Source organism: Kitasatospora sp. NPDC056531 (assembly GCF_042794375.1).
GTDB lineage: Bacteria > Actinomycetota > Actinomycetes > Streptomycetales > Streptomycetaceae > Kitasatospora.
This window is the reverse complement of the sequence record NZ_JBHTTU010000110.1, coordinates 16,260-18,578: the sequence shown is the minus strand read 5'-3', so window position 1 is coordinate 18,578 and position 2,319 is coordinate 16,260. Positions and strand designations below refer to the sequence as shown.

The window sequence follows — 2,319 nt, the reverse complement described above, 5'->3', positions numbered from 1 at the left end:
GTGCTGCGGGTCGCCTTCCACGGGCCCGCGGAGGGACAATTGTTTGGCGGTGTCGCGCAGCGGTTCCGGGAGCGCCACCCCGACTGCGACGTCCGGATCCGCGAGGCCCGGCCGCCGGACGTCCTGCCGTGGCTGCGCGACGGCGAGGTGGATCTGGCGCTGACCTGCCATCCGGTGTCGGCGGACGAGGTCGTCACGGGGCCGGTCCTGGTGCGCGAGGCCCGCATGCTCGCCGTGCCGGCCGGGCACACGTTCGCCCGCCGCGAGGCCCTCTCCATGGCGGACTTGGCCCGGGCGACCGTCGTGCGGATCCCGGAGACGCTCCCGGACTCCGACCGGACACCGGCCGGCCGGGACGTCTCCGGCGGCCCGACGGCCATGACGTTCAACGAGGCGCTCACGCTCGTGGGCGCGGGGGAGGGGGGGGTAGTCGTGGGGGCTCATGCCAGGAGGTACTTCGCCCGCCCCGACGTCGTCTACGTGCGCTTTACGGACGCGGCGCCGGTCGAGTGGGGCCTGGCCTGGCCCGCCGGCGGCGCCACCGCCCGCGTACGCGCCTTCGGCGACGCCGCCCTCGACGTGGTGCGGGGGGTGTGACCGGCCGAGCCGCACCGCCTCGGCGGACCGTCACCGCCCCGTAGTAATGCGCTTGCATCGCTTCCCGGAATGGGATGTGATGCAAGTGCATCGAAACGACGGGTGGCCGATGGCGGCCGCCGCTGCCACGGCGTGGCACGACCCGTCATGGCGCAGCAAGGGAAAGGGGGCAGGGCGGCCCGCGCACCACCGAGGGGCAGCGGGCGGCCCGGCGAGCGATGGACACGAAACTGTGGAAGCTGAACGCCACCGAGTTGGGCACGGCTGTCGCCCGTGGCGAGATCTCGGCGGCCGAGGTGGTCGACAGTCACCTGGAGCGCATCGCTGAGGTGAACCCGGTCGTGAACGCCGTCACCCAGCTGATGGCGGACAGCGCCCGCGAGGCCGCGCGCGAAACCGATCGGCGTCGCGCGGCGGGGGAGGAGCTCGGCCCACTGGCCGGCGTGCCGTTCACCGTCAAGGAGAACATCCACGTGGCGGGGTGGGCGACCACGCACGGCGTACCGAGGTTCCGCGATCACGTGGCCGAGACCGACTCCCCGCCGGTGCGCCGGCTGTGCGCCGCGGGCGCGATCCCGATCGGCCACACCAACATGCCCGACCTGGCGATCTCCTCGGACCCCGCGAGCCAGCTCTTCGGCCGGACGTACAACCCCTGGGACCGGTCGAAGACCCCGGGCGGCAGTAGCAGCGGCGACGGGGTGGCGGTGGCCGTCGGGATGGCGGCGCTCGGCCTCGGCAACGACTCGGGCGGCTCGATCCGCCTGCCCGCGGCTTTCAACGGAGTGGCCGGACTGAAGCCGAGCTACGGCCGCTTCGCCGCCGACCACCGCATCCTGGGCCAGGAACCGATGCTGGCCTCCCAGCTCATCCCCGTCGACGGCCCGATCGCCCGCTCGGTCGCCGACCTGCGCGCGGCGTACGAGGCACTGGCCGGCGCGGACCCGCAGGACCCCAGGGCGGTCCCGGTACCCGCGTACGGGCCCCGCCCCACCGGTCCGCTCAGGGTCGGCATCGTGGCCGACCCGTCCGGAACCGGCGTCCACCCCGAGATCCGCGCGGCCCTCGACGAGGCGGCCGCCGCACTGGAGCGGGCGGGCTACGCCGTGGAGGAGGTGCGGATCCCCAAGCTGTTCGAAACCCTGGAGTGCTTCGGCACGCTCATCATGACCGAGTTCGGCGTGAAGTGGTCCCGGATCAGGGAACTGCTCACCGAGAAGGGCGCCCAGCACATCGACCTGTTCATGGAGCGCACCCAGCACACCGATCTCGCCGAGTTCCTCCGGCAGACCGGCGTCCGGCTCGGCCTCCAGCGGGACTGGGCCGAGCTGTTGGAGGCCCACCCGCTGCTCCTCGGGCCCACCTGCCCCGAGCCCGTCCCCGGGTTCTATCTGATCCCCGACGACACCGACACCGAGAGCCACGCCCGGATGATGCTGCCGGGAGCCCTGTGCACCGTGACCTCGCTGGTCGGCGTGCCCGCGGTGAGCGTGCCCACCGGGCTCGCGGAGGGCATGCCGCAGGGCCTCCAGCTCATCGGGCGGATGTACCGCGAGGACTTGTGCCTGGAGGCCGCCGAGGTGATCGAGCGCCATTTCGGCGTGCTCGCACCCATCGACCCGCGCCCGTAAGCCGAGCGCGCGCCGGTGCTCCGCCCCCGCGGCGGGGCAAGGGCGGGAACCCACGAACCCCGTGGCGGGGTCTCGAACTCTCTGGTCGTTG

Annotated in this window: 2 protein-coding genes; both read left to right on the top strand. The window is 73.4% G+C overall.

Annotated features, from left to right (window positions below; translation table 11 throughout):
- Positions 1 to 597 (top strand): LysR family transcriptional regulator substrate-binding protein (locus ACFQ87_RS39790; protein WP_380615837.1); only part of this gene is annotated, 597 nt, incomplete at its 5' end.
- 218 nt (positions 598 to 815) lie between these two features.
- Positions 816 to 2,228: an amidase gene (locus ACFQ87_RS39785; protein WP_380615836.1), complete on the top strand. Its 1,413-nt coding sequence runs from the start codon at positions 816 to 818 to the stop codon at positions 2,226 to 2,228.
- Positions 2,229 to 2,319: the final 91 nt, after the last annotated feature.